Annotated in this window: 23 protein-coding genes and 2 tRNA genes; 24 read left to right on the top strand and 1 reads right to left on the bottom strand. The window is 41.5% G+C overall.

Annotation, left to right across the window (positions count from 1 at the left end):
• Positions 1 to 109: 109 nt before the first annotated feature.
• Positions 110 to 724 (top strand): ECF transporter S component, encoded by a 615-nt coding sequence (locus CFS04_RS05505; RefSeq protein ID WP_088809625.1) that lies wholly within the window; start codon positions 110 to 112, stop codon positions 722 to 724.
• Here CFS04_RS05505 and CFS04_RS05510 read toward each other — a convergent pair whose 3' ends face one another.
• Positions 725 to 1,018, bottom strand: a complete 294-nt coding sequence (locus tag CFS04_RS05510; RefSeq protein WP_179946382.1) for a ferredoxin — start codon at positions 1,016 to 1,018, stop codon at positions 725 to 727.
• A 70-nt stretch (positions 1,019 to 1,088) separates the two neighbouring features.
• Here CFS04_RS05510 and CFS04_RS05515 point away from each other — a divergent pair, with 70 nt between their 5' ends.
• The 23 genes from CFS04_RS05515 to CFS04_RS12960 all read left to right on the top strand — a co-directional run bounded on the left by CFS04_RS05515 (position 1,089) and on the right by CFS04_RS12960 (position 22,701).
• Positions 1,089 to 2,084: a helix-turn-helix domain-containing protein gene (locus tag CFS04_RS05515; protein ID WP_088809627.1), complete on the top strand. Its 996-nt coding sequence runs from the start codon at positions 1,089 to 1,091 to the stop codon at positions 2,082 to 2,084.
• Positions 2,081 to 3,493 carry an ATP-dependent DNA helicase RecQ gene (locus CFS04_RS05520; protein WP_088809628.1) on the top strand — a complete coding sequence of 471 codons (1,413 nt, stop codon included), beginning with the start codon at positions 2,081 to 2,083 and terminating at the stop codon, positions 3,491 to 3,493. The genes CFS04_RS05515 and CFS04_RS05520 overlap by 4 nt, the downstream gene beginning before the upstream one ends.
• Before the next feature lie 111 nt (positions 3,494 to 3,604).
• Positions 3,605 to 4,324, top strand: a complete 720-nt coding sequence (locus tag CFS04_RS05525; protein ID WP_088809629.1) for a LysM peptidoglycan-binding domain-containing protein — start codon at positions 3,605 to 3,607, stop codon at positions 4,322 to 4,324.
• 82 nt (positions 4,325 to 4,406) lie between these two features.
• Positions 4,407 to 5,384, top strand: coding sequence for an asparaginase (locus CFS04_RS05530; protein WP_088809630.1), 978 nt, complete (start codon positions 4,407 to 4,409; stop codon positions 5,382 to 5,384).
• Between the two features lies 1 nt (position 5,385).
• Positions 5,386 to 6,057 (top strand): (d)CMP kinase, encoded by a 672-nt coding sequence (cmk, locus tag CFS04_RS05535; protein ID WP_088809631.1) that lies wholly within the window; start codon positions 5,386 to 5,388, stop codon positions 6,055 to 6,057.
• 287 nt (positions 6,058 to 6,344) lie between these two features.
• Positions 6,345 to 7,493, top strand: coding sequence for a 30S ribosomal protein S1 (rpsA, locus tag CFS04_RS05540; protein WP_088809632.1), 1,149 nt, complete (start codon positions 6,345 to 6,347; stop codon positions 7,491 to 7,493).
• A gap of 312 nt (positions 7,494 to 7,805) precedes the next feature.
• The gene (locus CFS04_RS05545) at positions 7,806 to 8,504 is read left to right on the top strand and encodes a WxL domain-containing protein (protein WP_088809633.1); all 699 of its coding nucleotides are present in this window, start codon (positions 7,806 to 7,808) and stop codon (positions 8,502 to 8,504) included.
• A gap of 62 nt (positions 8,505 to 8,566) precedes the next feature.
• On the top strand, positions 8,567 to 9,586 hold the full coding sequence (locus CFS04_RS05550) for a DUF916 and DUF3324 domain-containing protein (protein WP_088809634.1): 1,020 nt from the start codon (positions 8,567 to 8,569) through the stop codon (positions 9,584 to 9,586).
• A gap of 15 nt (positions 9,587 to 9,601) precedes the next feature.
• Positions 9,602 to 12,094, top strand: a complete 2,493-nt coding sequence (locus CFS04_RS05555) for a pectate lyase-like adhesive domain-containing protein (protein ID WP_088809635.1) — start codon at positions 9,602 to 9,604, stop codon at positions 12,092 to 12,094.
• A 160-nt stretch (positions 12,095 to 12,254) separates the two neighbouring features.
• Positions 12,255 to 12,326: transfer RNA gene (locus CFS04_RS05560), tRNA-Glu, on the top strand.
• Between the two features lie 4 nt (positions 12,327 to 12,330).
• Positions 12,331 to 12,403 (top strand) — tRNA-Asp (locus CFS04_RS05565).
• 181 nt (positions 12,404 to 12,584) lie between these two features.
• Positions 12,585 to 13,154, top strand: coding sequence for a GTP cyclohydrolase I FolE (gene folE / locus CFS04_RS05570; protein ID WP_088809636.1), 570 nt, complete (start codon positions 12,585 to 12,587; stop codon positions 13,152 to 13,154).
• 83 nt (positions 13,155 to 13,237) lie between these two features.
• Positions 13,238 to 14,005, top strand: a complete 768-nt coding sequence (locus CFS04_RS05575; RefSeq protein ID WP_088809637.1) for a heptaprenyl diphosphate synthase component 1 — start codon at positions 13,238 to 13,240, stop codon at positions 14,003 to 14,005.
• Between the two features lie 19 nt (positions 14,006 to 14,024).
• Positions 14,025 to 14,747 (top strand): demethylmenaquinone methyltransferase, encoded by a 723-nt coding sequence (locus CFS04_RS05580; RefSeq protein WP_088809638.1) that lies wholly within the window; start codon positions 14,025 to 14,027, stop codon positions 14,745 to 14,747.
• Positions 14,737 to 15,705, top strand: a complete 969-nt coding sequence (gene hepT / locus CFS04_RS05585; RefSeq protein WP_088809639.1) for a heptaprenyl diphosphate synthase component II — start codon at positions 14,737 to 14,739, stop codon at positions 15,703 to 15,705. Before CFS04_RS05580 ends, hepT begins: the two co-directional genes overlap by 11 nt.
• A gap of 12 nt (positions 15,706 to 15,717) precedes the next feature.
• Positions 15,718 to 16,161, top strand: coding sequence for a nucleoside-diphosphate kinase (gene ndk, locus CFS04_RS05590; protein ID WP_088809640.1), 444 nt, complete (start codon positions 15,718 to 15,720; stop codon positions 16,159 to 16,161).
• A gap of 130 nt (positions 16,162 to 16,291) precedes the next feature.
• The gene (gene aroC / locus CFS04_RS05595) at positions 16,292 to 17,458 is read left to right on the top strand and encodes a chorismate synthase (protein ID WP_088809641.1); all 1,167 of its coding nucleotides are present in this window, start codon (positions 16,292 to 16,294) and stop codon (positions 17,456 to 17,458) included.
• 1 nt (position 17,459) lies between these two features.
• Complete coding sequence (gene aroB, locus CFS04_RS05600; RefSeq protein WP_088809642.1) at positions 17,460 to 18,545, top strand: 3-dehydroquinate synthase; 1,086 nt, start codon at positions 17,460 to 17,462, stop codon at positions 18,543 to 18,545.
• A 5-nt stretch (positions 18,546 to 18,550) separates the two neighbouring features.
• Positions 18,551 to 18,925: a chorismate mutase gene (gene aroH, locus CFS04_RS05605; RefSeq protein ID WP_088809652.1), complete on the top strand. Its 375-nt coding sequence runs from the start codon at positions 18,551 to 18,553 to the stop codon at positions 18,923 to 18,925.
• A complete protein-coding gene (gene hisC / locus CFS04_RS05610; protein ID WP_088809643.1) occupies positions 18,925 to 20,010 on the top strand; it encodes a histidinol-phosphate transaminase in 1,086 nt (361 codons plus the stop codon). Before aroH ends, hisC begins: the two co-directional genes overlap by 1 nt.
• A gap of 12 nt (positions 20,011 to 20,022) precedes the next feature.
• Positions 20,023 to 21,126, top strand: a complete 1,104-nt coding sequence (locus CFS04_RS05615) for a prephenate dehydrogenase (protein ID WP_088809644.1) — start codon at positions 20,023 to 20,025, stop codon at positions 21,124 to 21,126.
• Positions 21,127 to 21,138: 12 nt separating this feature from the next.
• Entirely contained in the window at positions 21,139 to 22,413 is a 1,275-nt protein-coding gene (aroA, locus tag CFS04_RS05620; protein ID WP_088809645.1) for a 3-phosphoshikimate 1-carboxyvinyltransferase, read from the top strand.
• 141 nt (positions 22,414 to 22,554) lie between these two features.
• Complete coding sequence (locus tag CFS04_RS12960; RefSeq protein ID WP_159457902.1) at positions 22,555 to 22,701, top strand: hypothetical protein; 147 nt, start codon at positions 22,555 to 22,557, stop codon at positions 22,699 to 22,701.
• Positions 22,702 to 22,795: the final 94 nt, after the last annotated feature.

Raw genomic sequence — 22,795 nt, forward strand, 5'->3', positions numbered from 1 at the left:
TTTAGATATTCACAAACCTCTCTAATGCTAAAGATTAGAGAGGTTTTTTTGTTAGACGGTTAAATGGGCACCGTATTTTCTTTGGATGGACAAAAGAGGAGAGTTACTCATGAGAAATTACTCGATGAAAACTTTTGTTAGTGTTGCAGTGCTTGGTACGCTTGCCTTTGTCATTATGCTTTTGCAATTTCCACTTTTACCAAGTGCACCATTTTTAAAGCTGGATTTTAGTGATATTCCAGCGCTAATTGGTGGGTTAATGTTTGGACCGCTCGCCATCATTTTAATTGAACTCATTAAAAATGTTTTGGAATTTATTGTTTCTGGAAGCCCAGTTGGCGTGCCTGTAGGCGAAATCTCCAACTTCTTGTCTGGTATTTGTTTTACTTTACCGATTTATTATTTATTCCGTCATTTCCGTGAAACAAAAGGTCTTATTTTCGCGACTGGTGTTGGAACAATTTGTATGACGATAGTGTTGGCAATTTTCAACTACTTTGTATTATTGCCGTTTTATATAAAACTTGGTGGTCTTCCAGCGTCTACTGATGTATTCGGGCTTATCATAACGGCTATTATTCCATTTAATTTATTAAAAGGTGTAATTGTGAGTGCTGGCTTCTTGCTTCTTTATGCACCAATGAAGAATTTCATTATTAAAAATCAATCGCCAAAAGAACGGAAAAAGCATGAAAAAAAGCGTCATGAGGTTCATAACGCTTAATTAGGAATCGAATCGATGCGGATTGCCATTAAACGGGCGGTCCGCTATTTTTATGGATAATGATGGGCAGTTTAATTCGGCTTCTGCTGCTTGGTCCTCGTCGCGTTCACAAATCGGCTGTGTTCCCGAATTGTCATCAAGCAAATTAAACGCGAGTCCATCAGTATTATAGTCGAAAATTTGCGGCGCATGAAGCGCACAAGCTCCGCACGCAATGCAGGTGTCCTGGTCAACAATGGCGTATTTTCCCACTTGACCACCCCTTTCTGCCAAAATATAGATTAAGTATAACATATTTTTTTCAAAAAACAGATGTCGAACAAACGTTTCTATGTTATGATAACGAGAGAATGGAGGCGGAAATTTGGATAGACTAGATGAATATCTCCTATTTATGGTTCATACTTTTGGACGGGCACGGAAAAAGCCATTTTTATATGCGGTCGTAACCGGAAAACGAACGGGACAAGCGGTAACGGACACACACCTTTTTCGGGCTAAAAATTATTTTGGACTAGCCCCATTTTTAAAAGAAGAAGTGTTTTTGTTGCGGCTACACGGTTTAGAAGAAGCGGGATTCATTCGAATAGACGAAGCAGGCGTTGTTCCCGTGACGGAATTAGATCCATCAACTTATTTTATTGAAAATGAATGGAATGGCTTTTTTATGCAAGATTTGCCACATCATTTTTTTGAGCATTTACTCCTCGCGGTGCAAGTTGTTAGCAATAAGCATCATCAAAATAGGCATTATTTGCCGATTGTGCGCAACAAAAAAACACAAATTTGGATAAAACGCTGGTTAAATCGGCATAAAAATGAACATGATTTAGCTGAAAAGCTATTTTTAGAATTAAAAATGTGGTTAGAGAGGCCGGATATTACATATCAAGATTTATACGTTGGACGCTTTTCAGGCGGCGACCGAATCGGCGAAACAGCGATGCAAATTTGTGAACGTTTGGAAGTGCCGCTCTGGAATGGCTATTTTGAATGGTTACGCGGTTTGCATGTGCTACACGCTAAAAAAACAGATTTTCCCCTTTTAAGTGAATTCATGTGCGCGGATCAGGCGTTGCTTACGAAATCGGGCTTAGCGACATATGAATTGTTCCAAAGCGGGCAAACGTTTGAACAAATTGTGCAGCGGCGTAGGTTGAAAAAAAGCACAATTGAAGATCATTTTGTGGAAATTCAGGCGACTTTTCCGCATTTGACGGTCCCTTTTAGGCCAGATGATGCTGTGCTTTTGAAGCTTTCTGAACACTCCTTTTTAACTTTAAAGGAAATGAAAGAATTTATGCCAGACTTGAGTTATTTTGAGCTTAGACTTGCTGTCGTTTCCGAGGTGAAATCATGAATTTAGAGCTAGAGTTAAAGAATTATTTAGGTTTTGATACGTTTCGAAGCGGACAAAAGGAAATTATTGAGGCAGCGCTTTCTGGGCGTGATGTATTTGCGATGTTGCCGACTGGAACAGGGAAGACGCTCTGTTATCAATTAGCGGGGCATTTACTAGACGGGCTTGTGATTGTCGTTTCGCCGCTGTTAAGTTTAATGCAAGATCAGGTGGAGCGAATGCGCGCGGGCGGCGAAAAACGGGTCGCGGCATTAAATAGTTTTCTTTCTTTTCCGGAGAAAAAAGCGATTTTAGCGAATCTTAACGCGTATAAGTTTCTGTTTCTTTCGCCTGAAATGCTCGCTAGTGAGGAAATTCGGGCCGTGATTTTAAACCAAAAATTAGCCTTGTTTGTCATCGATGAAGCGCATTGTATTTCGCAGTGGGGGCACGATTTTCGGCCGGATTATTTATATTTAGGGGAGTTTCGTAAGCTGTCTAATTACCCGCCGACGATGATTTTAACGGCGACGGCGACAGAAATGGTTCGAGGGGATATTTTAAAACAATTACATATGGAAGAAATCGAGTCGTTTATTTATTCCGTGAACCGTCCGAATATCGCACTTTCCGTTCAAAAATTCAATGGAAGACAAGAAAAAATGGAAGCACTTCTAGAGTGGGTGCGTAAACTTTCTGGTCCTGGTATTCTATATTTTTCAAGCAAACGTTTGGCAGAAGAAGTCGCTTTTCAGTTGCGGAATGAGTTTCATTTGACGGCGGCGCATTATCATGGCGATATGGAAGCTTCCGACCGCATTGTTATTCAGCAACAGTTTGTCGCGGGTGTTTTAGACATCATTTGCGCCACGAGTGCTTTCGGAATGGGCATCGACAAGCCGGATATTCGCTACGTCATTCATTATCACATGCCAGCTGATTTAGAAGCTTATGTTCAAGAAATTGGCCGGGCTGGGCGTGACGGCGAGCCAAGTCTTGCCATTTTGCTGTATGCAAACGGAGATGAAAATTTACAAAGACAACTTGCGGATAAAGATGCGCCTGATGTGGCGTTGCTGAAGCTTCCAGAAAATCTACGCGATACGCTTCCTGAAACCGAAAAAAGACTGTTAGACTACTTTGCCCGTTCTGGACTTTCCGAACAGGAAATTGTGACAAAAATGGAATACCGCAAAGCTTGGAAATTGGAAAACTTAAAGAAATTTATGGGGTACTTGCAAGAGTCAAGTTGTCGCCGGGAATACATTATGCGCTATTTTTCCGAGAAAGAACAACCTGTCAAATTACCTGGTACATGTTGTGACTTGGACGTTTTAGACTTAGAACCATATATGAAACAATTGGGAGAGGGACCTAGGCGACAAGCGTTTGACTGGGAAGCTATCCTCGGAAAATTGTTTTTAGAATGATTTTTTTAAAAGAAATTAGCTCTAAAGGTTGTTGAATGTTACGTTTATAGGTATAATTATTTCAGGGATGTTTCAATATCCATGTTAGTTTGGAACGAAGGAGGAACGTAGATGGCTAGAAGAAAACGAGGCAAACGTAATTATACGGAGTCCGACGATTATTATAACGATTATTACGATGAAGAGGATGAGTTTGATAATGAACCTCCGATGTTATCTAGATCTGATAGTAGAAGAAAACAGAAAAAAGGTTTCTTTAAATATCCGTTATTAAATGTTTTGATTGTATTCTTTCTTCTGATTCCGATTGTATCTATTATTGTTTTTTTAGCTGTTCAAAATGCTGGCACGCCAGATAATGAAGTTAAAGAGGAAAAAAATGTTACGGTAGATAGCAATAAAAAGGCAAAAGAGGAAGCGGCTGAAAAGGAAAAAGCAGCGGAAGAAAAGAAAGCTGCTGATGAAAAAGCAGCCAAAGAAGCGGAAGCGAAAAAAGTAGCGGATGCGAAAGCGGCCGAAGAAGCGAAACAAGCTGAGGAAGCAAAAAAAGCGGAAGAAGCACAACAACAGGCAGCACAAGAAGAAGCTGACCGAAAAGCAGCGGAAGAAAAGGCTGCTGCAGATGCGAAAGCGGCTGAGGAAGCAAAACAACAGCAAGAGCAAGCGGCTAAAAGTACACATACGGTACAAAGTGGCGAAACACTCTACAGAATAGCTGTCAATGCTTATGGTTCTGCTGGTGCTGCAAGCGGTGTTGAAAAGATCAAACAAGCGAACGGCTTAACAAGTAATAATGTTCCAATTGGGACAGTACTTAAAATTCCACAATAAGATTAAAAAAGAATGAGCATGACTCGGAAAAGTTTTTTCCAAAAGCGCTCGTTCTTTTTATGGGAAAAATGGAGGTGTATGTATGGCGAAAATTGCATTGATTACAACTGGCGGAACAATCGCAAGTAAGAAAGCAGAATCAGGAAAGCTTGCTTCAGGTGAGCTTACTGGTGAGGAACTTGTTGAATTATGTGAGTTACCTCGTGAAATTGAAGTAGATATTTATTCTACTTTCCAATTGCCATCCATGCATATTACAAAAGAAAATTTGGCAGAGCTCGCAAAGCTCGTAATGAAAATTTTTGAAGATGAAAGTTATGATGGAGTCGTTGTAACACATGGTACGGATTCGCTCGAAGAAACTTCTTATTTTCTTGATTTGGCAGTAACGGACGAACGCCCAGTCGTGTTAACGGGTTCACAGCGCGGCCCCGAGGAAATGGGAACAGATTCTTATATTAATATTCGTCATGCGGTTTATACAGCTAGTGAACCACTCCTTCAAAATGCAGGAACTGTTGTTGTATTTAATGAACGAATTTTTGCAGCTCGGTATGTAAAAAAGGTGCATGCTTCTAATATTCAAGGTTTTAGTTCATTTGGTTTTGGCTATTTAGGAATTATTGACAATGATAAAGTTTTTATTTATCAAAAACCTGTTGAGCATGAATGCTATCCACTACAAGAAGCGCTCTCTGATGTTGTGATTATTAAATGCTATTTAGATGCAGATGGATTTTTTATCGATTCTGCCATTGCAAAAAATGTAGCTGGAATTGTTCTAGAGGGTGTTGGTAGAGGACAAGTAGCCCCCAAAATGATGCCCGCGATAAAACGTGCCATTGAAAATGGAATACCCGTTGTGATTACAACAAGTGCGGAAGAAGGGAATGTCTATACGACATATGATTATTTAGGTAGTACATATGATCTTCTAAATCATGGCGTTCTTTTGGGTGGCGATTATGATAGTAAGAAAGCGCGAATGCGGCTAATGGTTTTACTTGCGGCAAATGTAGAAATAAATCAAACTAACTTTAGTGAACTGAAAGGGTTTTAATATGACTAAAAAGATTTGTATTGCGATTGATGGACCTGCTGCTGCAGGAAAAAGCACTGTAGCTAAAATCGTCGCTAAAAAATTAAGTTTTATTTACATTGATACAGGGGCGATGTACCGGGCGGTTACCTACCTCGCATGGGAAAATAAAATTGATTATACAGATGAAACAACTTTGGCTAGTTTGCTACAAAAAACGATGATTCGTTTTGAGCCAGGAGAAGTGCAACAAGTGTTTCTTAATGATGAAAATGTTACGGAAGTCATTCGTTCAAATGAAGTGACAAATCATGTTTCGATTGTCGCGGCTCACCCCGCTATTCGAATTGAGCTCCAAAAGCGGCAACAAGTTTTTGCTGAAGAGGGTGGCATTGTAATGGACGGCCGCGATATTGGGACGGCTGTTCTACCACAAGCAGAACTCAAGATTTTTCTCTTGGCTAGTGTTCAGGAACGTGCTGAAAGACGCTTTAAAGAGAACAAGGCAAAAGGGTTTGACGTCGATATGGATCAATTGAAGAAAGAAATTGAAGCGCGCGACCATTTAGATTATACGCGCGACCATTCTCCACTTAAGAAAGCAGATGATGCAATAGTTGTTGATACGACAAGTATGACGATTGATGAAGTCGCAACAAAAATTTTATCACTTGCTAAACAAACAATGGATTAAAGAGTATATTTTCCAAAAAAAGGCCTAAACGGAATGGCCTTTTTTTATTATAAAAAAACTTGACAAATTGTGGCAATTATAGGATGTTAGAAGAGAGATTTTTTTAAATCTAAAAATCTTTTAGGATTTTCTTGCAAAAAATCAAGTGTTATTAACAACGATGGATACGTGTATCATTTGCGACAAATGTTGCTGAGTGATTTCATGAGGAAATTTTTTGAAGCTTGTCACTTCTTTTGCACTTACAGAAAGTCCTAATTCGACAAACGAATTGAGGAGGGCTACACATGTCTGATGAATTGAGTAATGTGGAAGTTAGGAATTTTGAAGAAGGAGACAAAGTCACCGGTACAGTTACAAGCGTAGAAGAAAAACAAGTCTACGTAGGTATTCCCGATAGCAAACTGGATGGTGTTGTTCCAATCAGTGAACTTTCAAATGTACATGTGGAATCAGCTTCTGACGTAGTTAAAGTTGGAGACACATTAGATTTAATCGTAACTAAAGTAGAGGAAGATGTACTTGTCCTATCTAAACGTAAAGTAGATGCTTTAAAAGCAGTCGATGATATTCAAGCTAAATTTGAATCTGGTGAAGTATTTGATGCCGTTGTGAGTGACGTTGTCAAAGGTGGTTTAGTAGTTGACCTAGGCGTGCGCGCATTTGTACCAGCTTCTTTAGTGGAAGACCATTTTGTCGAAGATTTCTCTGATTACAAAGGAAAAACGATTGCATTTAAAGTCGTTGAGTTTGAACCGGAAAATAACCGTGTTATTTTAAGCCATCGCGCGATTGTGGAAGAAGAAAAAGAAGCGAAGAAAAAAGAGATTCTAGCAAACATTAAGGAAGGCGATGTACTTACTGGTACAGTAGAACGTCTTGCTGGCTTTGGCGCGTTTGTTGATTTAGGCGGCGTGGATGGCCTAGTTCATATTTCGCAAATTTCTTACCAACACATTTCAACTCCAGGAGAAGTTTTATCTGAAGGACAATCTGTTCAAGTAAAAGTAATCGGAATTGATCCGGCGAATGAACGAATTTCACTTTCCATTAAAGAAACAGAACCAGGTCCGTGGGATAATATTAATGAGAAAGCACCTGTTGGCTCAGTCCTTAAAGGAAAAGTCATGCGTCTTGTATCGTTTGGTGCGTTTGTTGAACTTTTCCCTGGCGTAGAAGGCTTAGTTCATATTTCGCAAATTGCGCATAAACATATTGGCACACCGAATGAAGTTTTATCTGAAGGTGAAGAGGTGGAAGTAAAAGTTCTTGATGTGAATGAAAGTGAGAAACGTTTATCGCTTAGCATTAAGGCGCTTCAAGAAGAGCCAGTTGAAGAAGCGGACTATGAACTTCCAGAAGAAAGCACAGGCTTCCAATTGGGTGATTTAATTGGGGACCGACTAAAAGATATTCAAAATCATGATGATAAATAATTTAAAAGAAGCCAATTTTTCAAAATGACACAAAATTGGCTTCTTTTTTTATGCGCGAAATGTTTTCAGTATGTGTAATTTGGGGTATAGACTCATATATTGATATTTAATAACGAAAAATAAAATCCGGGGAAGTCACATTTTGTTCACATTTGTATGAATGGTTGGCTTAACTGCGTTTCGAGTGTTTCTAAAATGGAAAAATGTAAAATTTCGCTTTGAAAACCTGAATCTGATAAAAAATGCTATTGTCAAGAAAAAAGACATCACCTATAATGTTGTTATCAACTACAAAGGAGTTAGATTTAACACATGAAAAAAACAACAGCTTTATTAGCAGGTTTAGGAACAACAGTCTTAGTAACATCATTATTGCCTGTAACATCATTTGCAGCTGATAAAACGGCAGAATCAAATGCGAACATTACATTTATTGCGGGTACTGGACCAGTTGCCCCTGTAGATCCACTAAATCCAGTTAATCCATTAAATCCAGATGATCCAGAAAATCCGACAGATTCACCAACAGGGGATACAGGTGCTTTGACGCTTGATTATGTTTCTTCTATTCATTTTGGATCGCACGAAGTTTCAAGTGCATCCGAAGTTTACTCTGCTATTTCTAAAAAACCTTTTATTCAAGTTTCAGATAGACGTGGAACAGGTGCTGGTTGGTCTGTTTCAGCTACAGCGAGCAAATTTACAGATGGCACAAACGAGTCACTTCGCGGAGCTAAGATTAAATTTGAAAATGGTGAGGCTGTAACAGGTTCTTCAACTTCAAATGCTCCAGTAAGCAGACAATCTGTAGAACTTCCAACTGATGGTACAACAAGCGCTTCTGTTATGATAGCCAGTTCTAATCAAGGTATGGGAACTTGGATTAACAGATGGATGGCCGCAGGCGATACAAATGAAAAAGTATCCATCGAAGTTCCAGGTGGTTCAGCCACTGTAGGAAGCCATCAAGCAAAAATTACGTGGAAACTAACAGACGCACCCGGCGTATAAACCTTTTATGCGGGCTGCTGCTTAAAAAGCAGCAGTCTTTATTTTTTAGTAGGGGGAAGAAAATGAAAAAATTTTTCTTAGTAATCGCAACTACATTAACCGTGATTTTGTTTGCTCCAAACATAACCGCACATGCTGAGGATGTTGATTATTCTGTTCAAGCTATTATTCCAGAAAATCAAATTGATAAAAAACAAGGTTACTTTGATTTACGTATGCAACCACTTATGGAGCAGAGACTTCAAGTGAAAGTATTTAACAGTTCAAATCATGAAATTAAAGTTAAACAAGACGTAACTTATGCGTCAACAAATAAGAGTGGTATGATAGACTACTCAAAAAAAAGCTTGAAAAAAGCAGATGAAAGTTTAAAAGTACCGCTTCCAAAAATCGCAGAAGTCATAGAGGATAACATTACAATCCCAGCAAATAGCTTTAAAGATGTTTGGATTAATGTGAAAATGCCGAAAGAAAGTTTTGATGGCATCATTTTAGGCGCTGTTGAATTTACACAAGTTAATGAAGAAGTGGATGATAAAAAGGAATCAGGATTAAGTATTGAAAATGAATATTCTTACGTAGTGGGAATTCAACTTTCTGAAACTGCAAAGAAAATTGAACCTAACTTAAATTTATTAAATGTAAAAGCAGGCTTAGATAATTATCGAACATCTGTAAGTGCCGTTTTACAAAATGATCAGCCAGTCATTTTAGATCATTTATCGGTCGATGCAAAAGTATATAAAAAAGGTGAAAATAAAGTTCTTCATGAAACAGCAAAAACAGACTTAAAGATGGCACCAAACTCAAATTTTGGCTATGCTATTGATTGGGAAAATCAGCCCCTTGAAGAAGGAACTTATGTTTTAAAATTAAAAGCTGATAATGGAAGCGAAACGTGGAATTTTACAAAAGAATTTAAAATTGGAAATGATGCAAAAGATTTAAATAAAAAAGCAGTCGATGTTGAGAAAAATTATTTATGGTGGTGGATAATTGGCGGAGCATTGGCGATTGCTATCGTGCTTCTTATCATCTGGTTCATCGTGCGTCGCAAGAACAAAAAGGATGATGAGGATTAAAGGAGTGAGTACTTTATGAGAAAATGCGTGTTCATTTTCTTCTTCACTTTGGTCATTTTAGGTGCTCTTCAATCCGTTAAAGTTATAGACTCGAAATTTTCTAGTCGGGACTCTGTTTCTGCGGCGATTACTTTAAACGCAGATGAAACGATTGTAAACAATTATACAGAGTTAAAAGCGGCAGTTCAAAATAACAGTATATCAAAAATTTATTTTGGAGCGGATATTAGTTTATCAAGTGGTATTCAAGTGCCAGTCGGCCGAACGCCATTCACGATTTCTGGAAAAGACCCAACAACAGAAGAAATACACACATTAACAGAAACAGGGAGTTCGACAAGCACATCAGGAACTATTTACATTAGCTCGAATTCCTCGACAAAACAAATTACAATGCAAGACCTTACTATTTTTGGGAAAAATTATTATGGAACAGTTTATGTTGCTAACGCTGCAAAAGGTGTTAATGTAACTTATGACAACGTGGTGTACAAAGGACCACAACTTATTTGGAATACCGCTGGGACGCTAGAACTTGTCGGAAATACAAATGTTGAAATTGGCAAATTTGTTAGTGGCTCAGCATCGAACCAGGAATTTGCCGAAGTAGGTGGCATTAATTTTGGTGGGAATATTGAAATTTATCACCCATCAAGTTCCAGTGACAGCTTGGTATGGTATGGCGAAGATTCTTCGACGAGCAATTTTTTCAATGTTCGTGACGGAGCCAACGTGAACATTTCTGCTAATGGTAATGGCGTGTTTTACCGAAGCGCATCAAACCCAGTTTCCATAAGTGTTGGTAAAAATGCAACGCTTAATTTAAATACAACGACTTCCTTTAACCGCAGTGGTGTAGGCGGCAACTTTTTCGTAGACGAAGGAGGTACCGCACGAATTTATCAATCGGATGTTAGTAGTGAGTTGCTCTCGCTTTCAGGTGCTTTAACGGTTAATAAAGACGCAACTGTTGTTTTGAATAAAACGGGAGGAAGCGGTAATGTAATTAAATTCAATAGTGGTGGAAGTCTAAATGTTAATGATCCAGCGTATTTCCTTCTATACAATGGTAATACTTCTAATACAATTGGCTATGCCTCGGGTTCTGGCCAGATGAATTTAAATGGCGGGCTAATAAATTATTGGGATAGATCCGGGAGCGCCAGTACAATTGGTTTGCCAACTTATTCCTACAGCAGGGAAGATCAAGCAAATGTCCAAATGGGCATTACGACTAATGGTTCTACGACAACAATTAATAGCGCGAATGTACCAGTGACAGCAGCGGAATTTAATGTTGCCAAAATGAAAGTTCTCTCAATTGGAAATTTGCTGCTAAATGTGAATACCTTAAATGATAGTCAGGCTACTTTAAGTGGAGCGACCGTTACAAATGCGGCTATTGAAATTTCTTATGTAGAAAATGGCACGACGAAAACATTGACTGGAACCGCAGATAACGCTGGGAATTTTCAAGTGGCGATTCCAGGCGGATTTATAAAACCGTATACGGAAGTAAGTGTGACGGCTTCGACGGAGTATTATATTAATAAGACAACTAAAATTACTGTCGTCGATGTGACGCCGCCAACGGGCGATGCTGTTCCACAAATTGTTTCAATTGGTGAGGCGCTTTCTACAAATGCCAATGCTTTTGTGACAAACATTCGAGATAAATCAGATAATACGAGTGGTCAGGGTGTGACGGCGAACATTGAAGCTACACCAGATACAAGCACATTTGGTTCGAAAAAAGCAGAGGTTTCCTTGACGGACCGTGCGGGAAATCAAACGCGAATTGACGTACCGGTTTTTGTGAAAGATGCTGATACGGTTGTTCAAAATGGGACGGCTTTAAAGGCAACTTCATTTAGTGTTGACCAAAGTGAAGTTGGTGGGAAGTCGGCTGCTGAGCTTGGACAATTGATTAAAGAGAAATCGAATGCGCTCGGTTTTGATGTGAATTCTGGCGCTAATATTTCGAATGAGATTACGATTCAAAGTTCGACACTTCAAGCGGTCCCAGGGGACTACACGGCCACACTTGAACTGCGTGGCGTTACGAAAACCGTTTCGATTCATGTATTTGTGCGCAGTGTGAAGTTTGAGGAAGTTAGTCAAGAAATGGACTTTAAACCTGCTCAGATTACTGGGAAGCGAGAAATTCTTGAACGTGATGAGTCGACATGGGGAATTAGTGTGGTGGATACGAGGAATTCGGGCTCAAAATGGGTTGTAAATGCTACAATTACGAAGCCGTTAACCTCTACTAAAAATCCAGATCGTGTTTTAGAAAATGCTTTTATTTTTGTTGGCTCAAACGGGGAAAAAATTGTTTTAGGGGACTCGCCCTATCCTGTTTTTGAATATGAAACGACAAATGCAAATCCTGTTCAAGTGGACTGGGCAAATAATCGCGGGGTGCTTGTAGAGGCTGATACGACGGCGGTTTATGCTGGTGATGCCTACCAAGGCAAAATTTCGTGGACGCTTCAAGATGCACCTTAATTGTTAAGCTAATTCGTGTACAGAAAAACCGTTTGAAAAATAGTTCGAGCGGTTTTTCTATTTTATCTGGAAAAAGTGATTGACAGTAAAGGTAAATATGATATAATAAAAAAGCTGAATGAGAAGCGGTTATTAGTTTCACAGCATAATTATACACTATGGCCCGTTGGTCAAGCGGTTAAGACACCGCCCTTTCACGGCGGTAACACGGGTTCGAATCCCGTACGGGTCACTTAGGTTCCGTGGTGTAGGGGTTAACATGCCTGCCTGTCACGCAGGAGATCGCGGGTTCAAATCCCGTCGGGACCGTTTAAGAAGTTTGTCATTTTTGACAAGCTTTTTCTTTTTGGCGGGAATGAAGTAGAGGTTTGCGTATCGTTATATATAGGAAGATTTTTTTTAATTCTTTAAACATGAGAAGTGTTTGCATTTACCGTAAAGTGTGTGATGTGTTAAGATAAAGGGGACTAAATCAAAAAGGGGTAAGGGCATGGAAGAGATTAATAAAGAAAAGATTGCAGATGCTGTTCGTGTTATTTTGGAAGCGGTTGGGGAAAATCCAGATCGTGAAGGGTTAATTGATACGCCGATGCGTGTTGCGCGTATGTATGAGGAAGTTTTTTCGGGGCTTACGAAAGATCCCTCGGTTCATTTTAATACAGTGTTTGAAGAGCAGCATGAAGAGCTTGTTCTTGTTCGAGATATTCGTTTTTCTTCGATGTGTGAGCATCACTTAGTTCCCTTTTTTGGGGTGGCTCATGTCGCCTACTTGCCGCAAAATGGTCGGGTTGCGGGACTTAGTAAACTTGCTCGCGTTGTAGATGATGTGAGTAAACGTCCGCAACTTCAAGAGCGTATTACGACGACGGTAGCGGAAATTATGATGGAAAAATTAAAGCCGCTTGGTGTGATGGTCATTTTAGAGGCGGAGCACATGTGTATGACGATTCGCGGTGTGAATAAACCGGGAACGAAAACGATTACGAGTGCGGTTCGCGGTGCTTTCCGAACGGATGATAAATTACGTAGCGAAGTGATGTCGTTAATTAATCATTCATGAAGTGAACAATTACGTTTCAAAATAGATTTGTGATATAATATATTTCATATTATTTGTTATTATGAGTTAAAGGGGAAATTTAAATGACCTATCAAGGGAGCCTGGCGCAGTTGAAAGAAGTGGAAAGATTGGTTCATGAAAAATCAGCCTATCGGTTTTTAAAGGACAATTTTTACGGGCCTGAAACTGATAAGGACCAAATGCTATGGCTGAATGAATCCATTCATGGCTCTGATCTTGCTGAAACAGAGAAATACCGGATTATAACCGCAACACTTTATGTGATTCTTGCTCATGATACGCATGAGATGATTGATGAAGATAAAGACGGTAGAGGGGTTAGTCGAAAAGGACGAGAACTTACGGTGCTTGCCGGTGATTATTATAGCGCACTGTATTACCGGACGATGGCAGAACTTGGTATGACACAATTACTTGCAGCACTTCAACGTGGTGTGCAGAAAACGAATACGGCTAAAACAAATATTTATCAGTTACATGTTGTAACAGATGATGATTATATGGAGGAACTGCTTGCTTCATCTTCAGCTATCTTTGCTGAGTTTTCTTCTTATTTTAAGAATGAGGAAGCTTTTACGAAGCTTGCTTGCCAAGCTATTTTATTAAAACGCTTGGAGCGGGAACAACATTTTTATGAACAGTATGGGCTTTCAACATTGAAACGTGCATATGATCATGGTTTCTTTGTGAAAGAGGCGATGGCGACTTTTGAGGAATGGCTCGAGCAACTTATGGATGAAGTAAAGATGCGAATTCATCATTTGCTTAAGACTTCTAGACCGCTATCTGATTCGCTACACGCACGTTTAAATGAAATGTTACAGCGCTAAATTAAAGGGGAGTTTTTGTATGGTGGAAACGAAAGAAGAGAAAGTTCATAAAGTTTTTGAAAAAATATCTCCGGATTATGACCGAATGAACAGCTTGATTAGTTTTAAGCTTCATTTGTTTTGGCGTAAACAAACGATGGAACTTATGCGTGTTCCGAAAGGGGCAAAAATTTTAGACGTTTGTTGTGGTACGGCGGATTGGACCATTCTTTCTGCCCGGCATGTTGGGGAAAAGGGCTCTGTTGTGGGGCTTGACTTTAGTGAGAATATGCTTCAAATTGGTAGAGAAAAAGTGCTCGAGAGCGGGCTTCAGAATGTGACTTTAACTCGCGGCAATGCGATGGAGCTGCCTTTTTCGGATAATCAATTTGATTTTGTGACGATTGGTTTTGGTCTTCGAAATGTGCCGGATTATTTACAAGTTTTAAAGGAAATGAATCGCGTTTTGAAGCCGGGTGGACAGGCGGTTTGTTTAGATACGAGCCAGCCGAACGTGCCACTTTGGCGTCCGTTTTTTAATACATATTTTCGCCATGTGATGCCGCTTTTTGGTAAATTGTTTGCGAAAAGTTATGAGGAATATAGTTGGTTACAAGAATCAACTAGAACTTTCCCGGGAATGGGCGAGCTTTCTGATTTATTTTATGAAGCTGGTTTTAAATATGTCCGCTATATTTCACATAGTGGCGGGGCGAGTGCTACACATTTTGGCTATAAAAAGGTGACGGTAGATGAAATTTAATTTTTTGTATCCGGCGATTCAAAAAGATATTGAAGCGGTTGAAGCAGAATTAAAACGTGCGGTTTCAAATGCTGACGCGGAAACGACTTCTGCTTCTGCGCTACATCTGTTGGAGGCGGGCGGAAAAAGAATACGGCCGATGTTTGTTTGCTTGACGGCAAGACTAGGTGCGCCTGCTGATTTTACATATGTGCGAGATGCGGCGGTTGCGATTGAACTCATTCATATGGCTTCAATTGTTCATGACGACGTGGTTGATGATGCGGGGCTTAGACGCGGTAGAAAGACGATTAAGTCGATTTGGGGCAATCATATTGCGATGTATACGGGAGATTTTCTTTTTGGGAAATCGCTTGAATATATGACGAAAATTGACAGCCTCAAGGCGCATCAAATGTTGTCGGCGGTTACGGTTGAGCTTGCGGTAGGGGAAATCGAACAGATTAAGGATAAATTCAACTTTAATCAAAGTGTAAGGTGTTATTTGCGGCGTATTAAGCGGAAGACGGCACTTTTGATTGCGGCAAGTTCGGGGCTCGGTGGGGTTCTTTCGGGATTGCCTGAGAAGGTTGATGATAAACTTTATTTATTTGGCTATTATGTAGGTATGGCGTTTCAAATTACGGATGATATTTTGGATTTTGCGGCGGATGAGCGGACGCTTGGGAAGCCTGCTGGTGAAGATTTACGTCAAGGGAATGTGACGTTGCCGGTCTTTTTTGCGATGCAAGATCCGCTTCTTAAAAAGCGAATTAGTCGTGTGACGGAGGAGTCGTCAAAAGAGGAGATGATGCACTTAGTTGCGGCGATTAAAGCGAGCGGTGCGATTGAGCAATCTGAACAGGTGGCGACGGCTTATTTAACGAAGGCGATGGCGATTTTAGATACTTTTCCAGCATCGAAAGAAATTAAACCTTTGAAACAAATCGTGAAAATGCTTGATAAACGAGATTATTAGGAGGAATGTAGGGTGGAGAGAACTTTTGTCATGGTAAAGCCGGACGGCGTACAGCGCGGTTTAATCGGGGAAATTGTCACGCGCTTTGAGCAAAAGGGTTTGCGGATTGCAGGCGCAAAATTGATGCGGATTTCTGAGTCTTTGGCTAAAACGCATTATGCGGAACATGACGGGAAACCGTTTTTCGCGGACTTAATTGGGTTCATCACATCTGGTCCTGTTTTCGCTATGGTTTTAGAGGGTGACGAAGCAATTGCCACGGCACGCCAAATGATGGGCAAAACAAATCCGCTTGATGCGGCGCCGGGAACAATTCGGTCAGATTTTGCGATACATACGAATAGAAACGTGATTCATGGTTCTGATGGTTCGGCTTCTGCCGCACGGGAAATTGGCCTCTTTTTTAAACAAGAGGAGCTCTTGGATTACGAAAAAGCTACGGATTCTTGGCTTTGAATGGTGACTGTCTCTTATGGTAAGAGGCAGTTTTTTCAAAATAACTGGTTGTTTTCTGGTGAATGTTATGCTATTATTTAACACATACACTTTAAAGCGCTAAAATATTTGTAGTAAAGGAGAAGGACTTATGAGATATTTAACGGCTGGAGAGTCACATGGACCGGGTTTAACGACAATTATTGAGGGGCTACCTGCGGGGATGCCACTTTTATCTGAAGATATTAATGTGGAACTAAAAAGACGGCAAGGTGGGCATGGTCGGGGGGCACGCATGAAGATTGAAAAAGATCGTGCGCAAATTACGGCTGGCATTCGGCACGGGAAAACGCTTGGTGCGCCGGTTGCCATTTTTGTGGAAAATAAAGACTGGAAGCACTGGGAAACGGTGATGAGCATTGAACCTGTTGATGAGAAACACGAGGCGTCACGAAAAGTTACTAGACCTCGTCCGGGACATGCTGATTTGGTGGGCGGCATGAAATACGGTCACCGAGATATGCGTAATGTGCTGGAGCGTTCAAGTGCGAGAGAAACAACGGTACGAGTGGCTGCTGGTGCGGTAGCTAAACAACTTTTGCGTGAACTGGGGATTTCAGTTGCCGCGCATGTGCTGGAAATTGGTGGTGTGCGGGCGAATTTGACGCGTGATTACACGGTGGCTGAAATTGCTGACATCGCGAATAATTCGCCAGTTCGAACACTCGATAAGGATATTGAGCAGGCGATGATGGATAAGATTGATGATACGAAGAAAAAAGGGGATACAATTGGTGGCATTGTTGAGGTCGTTGTTGGCGGTGTTCCAGCTGGCCTTGGTAGCTATGTGCAATGGGATAAAAAGCTAGATGCCAAAATTGCACGTGCAATCGTTAGTATTAATGCTTTCAAAGGTGCTGAATTTGGCGTTGGGTTTGTTGCGGCACGTAAATATGGTAGCGAAGTCATGGATGAAATTGTTTGGTCAGAAAATGACGGCTATACCCGAACAAGCAACAACTTGGGTGGCTTTGAAGGCGGTATGACAAACGGTATGCCGATTGTGGTTCGCGGCGTCATGAAGCCCATTCCGACTTTATATAAGCCACTTCAAAGTGTGGATATTGATACGAAAGAGGCGTTTAGTGCGAGCGTTGAGCGTTCAGATAGTTCGGCGGTTCCAGCGGCAAGTGTAGTTGCTGAAAATGTAGTCGCATGGGAAGTGGCCTGTGCCGTGCTTGATAAATTTGATAGCGACCGTTTTGACGTTTTAAAGAAACATGTGGAAGAACATCGCGAACTTACGAGGGGCTTTTAAAATGTCTAAAATTACAGTTCAAACAGCGAGCAAAACGTATCCTGTATGTATTGGCAATGACATGTTAGTTTCATATGGTGCTGAGTTTTTAACCGAGCTAAAAAGGTTTTCAAAGGTTTTTGTTTTGACGGATCGACACGTTTTTGAATTGCATAAAGAGAAGCTTGACCGTGTTCTCAAAAGTTTGCCGCACGTGACGTATTATGTGACGCCAAACGGTGAGGCTGCGAAAACGTTTCAGGTGTATGAAGATGTGATGACGAAAATTATTGAAACGGGGCTTGACCGCAAGTCTGTGATTCTTGCTTACGGTGGTGGTGTGATTGGTGATTTGGGCGGCTTTGTTGCGGCGACTTATATGCGCGGCATTCCGTTTTACCAAATTCCGACGACTGTTTTAGCGCATGACAGTGCGGTAGGTGGCAAAGTGGCGATAAACCACCCGCTGGGGAAAAATTTGATTGGCAACTTTTATCAACCTGAAGCGGTTATTTACGATACGGCGCTACTTGGAACGCTACCGGTACGCGAAATGCGCTCGGGCTTTGCGGAACTTATCAAGCACGCTTTAATTAGCGATCAGGCGTTACTAGATGAACTGATGGTGACTTTCAAAACGCCGGACGACTTTTACTCGCAAGATTTAACCCCGTTTTTACAAAAGGGCATTTTGGTTAAAGCGGGTATAGTGGCGCAAGATGAAACTGAACAGGGCGTCCGCGCGTATTTGAATTTCGGTCATACGTTTGGGCATGCTCTTGAGGCCTACGGTAATTTTTCGCGTTTCCTTCACGGCGAGGCCATCATTTTTGGAATGATTTATGCGCTTTTGATGAGCGAAGAAACCCAAAATCTCACGTTTGATAGGGCGACATTTACTGCTTGGCTAACTGGACTCGGTTACGAAACTGAGCTCCCAGATGACGTCCCGTTTGAAACGATTTTTGAAAATATGCTACACGACAAAAAAACGACTTTTGAAGAAATTAAAATGGTGCTGTTGAACGAAATCGGTCACATGGAAATTGTTCCTGCTGACCGGGCACTGATTTTACAAACTTTTAATCAAATGAAAAAAGGAGAATGATGAGTGTGAGAGCGATTCGCGGTGCAACGACTATAAAAGAAAATACGGCAGATGAAATTTACGAGGCGACGAGCGAACTTTTTCAGGAAATTTTAAAGAAAAATCAAATTGTTGACGCGGAAACGCTTATTTCGGTCATCATAACGGTAACGGAAGATATTAATGCGGCTTTTCCGGCGCGTGCTGTACGTGTAACGCCTGGTTTTGAGCTTGTTCCTGTGATGGGTATGCAAGAAATCCCGGTACCGGGTGCCCCTTTAAAATGTATTCGAATGATGGTGCAAGCAAGTGTGGATAAATCACTTGCGGAAATTGAACATGTTTATTTAAACGATGCGGTGCGCCTGCGCCCAGACCTCGCGGAAAGGAAGGATTCTTGATGAAATGGAAAACGTCTTTAGAAGGGCTTCATTCGTATAAGCCGGGAAAAAGAGAAGATGCGGTGATGAAAGAATTAGGGTTAACTAAAATTACGAAACTTTCCTCCAATGAAAACCCGCTTGGTGCGTCTAAAAAAGTACAAGAACTTGCGCGTTCATTAGCGTTTAAAACAGAAATTTATCCTGACGGGCATGCGAGTGACCTTCGAAAAACTGTTGCGGAGTTTTATGATATTTCAGAAGACGAACTTGTTTTCACGGCTGGAGTTGATGAATTAATTGAGCTTTTAACGCGCGTATTGCTCGATCAAACAACGAACACGGTCATGGCAACACCAACTTTTGTTCAGTATCGCCAAAATGCGCTCATTGAAGGTGCGGAAGTACGAGAAATTGCTTTAAAACCTGATGGGCATCATGATTTCGAAAGAATGTTAGCGGCGATTGATGAGAATACGGCAATCGTGTGGATTTGCAATCCGAACAATCCGACGGGCAATTTTTTGCCACTTGATGCTATTCGTGCATTTATTCAAAAAGTGCCAGCAGATTGCTTAGTCGTTCTTGATGAGGCGTATATTGAATACGTGGAACCGCAACCTGCTGCTCATGAAAAATGGGTTCGAGAGTTTCCAAATCTGATTATTACACGGACGTTTAGTAAAATTTACGGGCTAGCTAGTTCGCGAGTTGGCTACGGCATTTGTTCCAAAGAAATTGTGCACTATTTAAATGTTGTCAGACCGCCGTTTAATACGACGACAGCGGGACAATTGCTTGCGCAAGCGGCTTTGCTTGATCAGGATTTTGTTGCGGAATGTCGGGCATTAAATCACGCGGGAATCGCGGCTTACGAGGCGTTTAGCGCAGAATATGCGCAAGTCACACTGTACCCGTCGCAAGGCAATTTTGTACTGCTCGATCTAGGCCGAAAAGCAGCGGATATTTTTTCTTACCTAGAGAAAAATGGCTTTATTACAAGATCAGGGGCTGCTCTTGGATTTCCAAATGCGGTGCGGATTACGGTTGGGACAGCGGCGGAAAACGAGCAAGTGATTGCGCTCCTAAAAGAGTTTCTGGGATAGGAGGCAATCTTTATGAAGGGAACAGTCGTTATTGTTGGGCTGGGACTCATTGGCGGTTCGATTGCGCTTTCTATTAAGGCGAAACATAAAGAGGCACACATCATCGGAATCGATGTCTCGTTAAACACGCTTGAAAAAGGGCTTTCGCTCGGGATTATTGACGAAATCGGCGAAAGTGTCTTAATCGATGCACCAAAAGCAGACTTGCTCATTTTTTGCTGTCCGGTGAAAGAAACCGAAGAACTCGTTCGTCATTTACCGGGATTAAACTTAAAAGAACAGGTTATCGTGACGGATACAGGGAGTACGAAGCAAACCGTTATGCAGGCCGCACTAGGGCTCGCTGACAAGTCGATTACATTTATTGGGGGTCATCCGATGGCAGGCTCACATAAAAGTGGTGTGACTGCCGCAAAGCGCCTGCTTTTTGAGAATGCTTACTATTTATTAACGCCAGGAAATGAAACGGCAAGCGAACGTCTGCCAGAATTAAAGGAATGGCTGATTGGGACAAATGCTAAGTTTCTAACGCTATCGCCAAAAGAACATGACCAAATTACAGGCATGCTGAGCCATCTTCCGCATATTGTTGCGGCTGCTTTAGTGCAAGAAACGGAAGCTTTCACAGCGAGTCATCCTGATGCGTTTAGTTTAGCAGCAGGCGGCTTCCGCGATATTACACGTGTCGCTTCAAGTGATCCGCGCATGTGGACGGACATTTCGCTTAGCAACCGTGAAATTTTGAAAGAACAGCTTACTTCTTGGCGCGACCGAATGAATGAGGCTATTCAGCTCATTGAGACCGCCGACAAGACCGCGATTTATGATTTTTTTGACGGTGCGAAAGAGTTTCGTGATTCGCTGCCGATTCACCGCGGTGCTATTCCAGCTTTCTACGATTTATTTGTCGATGTGCCGGATTATCCGGGTGTCATTTCAGAAGTGACGGCCATTTTAGCGGATGAAAAAATTAGTTTAACGAACTTGAAAATTTTGGAAACGCGCGAAGATATAAACGGTGTGTTACAAATTACGTTTCAAAATGAAACTGACCGCTTGCGTGCTAAAGCAAGTATTGAATCAAGAGCAGCATATACGTGCTATTTAGAGCAGTAAAGGAGTGTAATGATGAAATTACAAACAGGGAAAAGCCATTTGCACGGAACGATCGAAGTCCCAGGCGATAAATCCATTTCGCACCGCAGCATTATGTTTGGCGCGCTAGCAAACGGCGAAACGCGGATTCGGCATTTTTTACGTGCAGATGACTGTTTAAGTACGATTCAAGCATTTCGTGATTTAGGTGTACAAATTGAAGAAACGCCCGATGAAATTATCGTTCATGGTGTAGGCTTTGGCGGTCTAAAACCATCTAAGGCGCCTATTAACGTAGGAAATTCTGGTACAACGATTCGACTAATGATGGGAATCCTTGCAGCTCAACCGTTCGCTACAACACTATTTGGCGATTCTTCGATTGCAAAACGCCCAATGAATCGCGTCATGTTACCGCTAAAAGAAATGGGTGCCAACATGACAGGTCGCGAGGGCAGCGAATTTGCCCCAATTGCTATTAAACGCGCTGAAAAACTTCACGGCATCACATATCACATGCCAGTTGCAAGCGCCCAAGTGAAAAGCGCCATCATTTTTGCGGCACTTCAAGCAGAAGGCGAAACAATGATCCATGAAAAAGAAAAAACGCGTGACCATACGGAAGAAATGATTCAAAAATTTGGCGGGAACATCGAGGTGGACGGTCTGACTATTCGCGTCTCCGGCAACCAGGCGTTTCAAGGACAATCGCTAACGGTTCCGGGCGATATTTCTTCGGCTGCTTTTTTCATCGTAGCGGGGTTGATTGCAGAAGATAGCGAAATCGTTTTAAAAAATGTTGGGTTAAACCCTACACGGACGGGAATAATCGACGTGGTGAAAGCGATGGGCGGAGACATTTCGGTTGTGGAAGATGATTTAGCTGGCACCATAACCGTGAAAACGTCACGTCTAACTGGGACGACTATTTCCGGAGATTTAATTCCGCGTTTAATCGACGAGCTCCCCATCATCGCGCTCCTAGCAACGCAAGCAGAAGGCGAAACCATCATTCGCGACGCCGAAGAATTGAAAGTCAAAGAAACAAACCGAATTGATGCCGTAGCAACTGAACTTGCGAAAATGGGTGCCGACATTACGCCTACAGCAGACGGCCTTATTATTCGCGGGAAGACCAAACTCCGTGGTGCCAAGGTAACTAGTTACGGCGACCATCGCATCGGCATGATGCTCCAAATTGCAGCGCTTTTAGTACAAGACGGAGAAGTAGAGCTTGAAAAGGCAGACGCCGTTTCGGTATCTTATCCAAGTTTTTTCGACGATGTGAGAAGTTTGTTTGATGAATAATAAACGAAAAGAGGCTTAACGGCTTCTTTTTTTTGAATACTAGAACGGTTAAATAAAAGCATGAAACTAGCTGTGTACAATTTTTCATCATATCTTTTTATGCTATACTAAAGGAAGTATTTATAAAACAACCAAGAGGTGATGACCATGATTAAAATTCAAATTAGCGAAAGCGAATTGCGGACCCATGCCAGCGACTTACGGGAGGCAAGCGGCGGGGAAACTTATCAGACCTTACGAGAGCTAGAGGCGCAACAAGCCGAGCTTCGAAAGGCGTTGTCCTCATGAGCCGGATTAGTATTGCCGAAGTACGTGCCTTTCAAGAAGCCTTACAAAAGGCCAATGCCACCATGCGTGCTCGTATTCAAGCGGTACAAGCAAG

It is taken from the genome of Listeria sp. ILCC796, assembly GCF_900186175.1.
Taxonomy (GTDB): domain Bacteria; phylum Bacillota; class Bacilli; order Lactobacillales; family Listeriaceae; genus Listeria; species Listeria goaensis.